1 pseudogene is annotated in these 1020 nt (G+C 38.0%); it reads right to left on the bottom strand.

What is annotated here, in order from left to right:
* Positions 1–327 precede the first annotated feature (327 nt).
* Positions 328–915 (bottom strand): annotated as a pseudogene (locus FTU44_RS15065) (IS6 family transposase); the annotation flags it as partial.
* Positions 916–1020: the final 105 nt, after the last annotated feature.

Raw genomic sequence — 1020 nt, 5'->3', positions numbered from 1 at the left:
AAATCATTTGAATGATTTCTTCTTGGTCTACGTGCCATAAAATACTCCATATATTGATGTTTATAACATCATTTGAGGAGCAGAATATCACTTATAGGAGTTGTTCAAATTTACGGATCCATCTCTGTCTGCTGTAAAAATTATTGTTCATCCGTAGTAACGCCTAATTTGAACGACTAATTTGAATAAACTAGAAATAAACTCTATGTAGCTATTTCTAATATCTTTATAGATAGGGAATGAGTCTGTACGTACAGATTCATTCTCAAATTTACGGCACTGTTGCAAATAGAGATTTGAGTCGATGATGTTCCCTTTAAAAAGTGCTTAGAGACCGAAAACCCTGTTGATTAGACACACTTCACCCTGAGGCTGACCATAATAAAATGACGATGCTTGTCCTTTACGTAGTGCACGCATGACTTCAATACCTTTAATTGTGGCATAAGCCGTCTTCATAGATTTGAATCCTAATGTGGCCCTGATGATTCGCTTTAACTTACCATGATCACATTCAATGACATTATTTTTATACTTAATCTGCCTGTGCTCAATATCTACTGGACATTTTCCTTCTCGCTTTAATCGTGATAAAGCATGGCCATAGGTCGCTGCTTTATCTGTATTGATGACCCGTGGAATTTGCCATTTTTTCACCGTATTGAAGATCTTTCCTAGAAAACTATAGGCTGATTTACTGTTCCGTCTAGCGGAAAGGTAAAAGTCAATCGTATGACCCCGTTGATCAACTGCACGATACAGGTAAGTCCATCGCCCCTTCACTTTGATATAAGTCTCATCCATATGCCATGAATGTAAATCTGTAGGATTACGCCAATACCAGCGTAACCGTTTTTCCATTTCTGGAGCATAACGCTGAACCCAACGATAAATGGCACTGTTGCAAATAGAGATTTGAGTCGATGATGTTCCCTTTAAAAAGTACTTAGAGACCGAAAACCCTGTTGATTAGACACACTTCACCCTGAGGCTGACCATAATAAAATGACGATGCTTGTC

Origin of the sequence: Acinetobacter sp. YH12105, assembly GCF_013419095.1 — a bacterium.
Taxonomy (GTDB): domain Bacteria; phylum Pseudomonadota; class Gammaproteobacteria; order Pseudomonadales; family Moraxellaceae; genus Acinetobacter; species Acinetobacter pseudolwoffii.
Note: the sequence above shows the minus strand (reverse complement) of the source record. Positions and strands in the feature narration are given on the sequence as shown.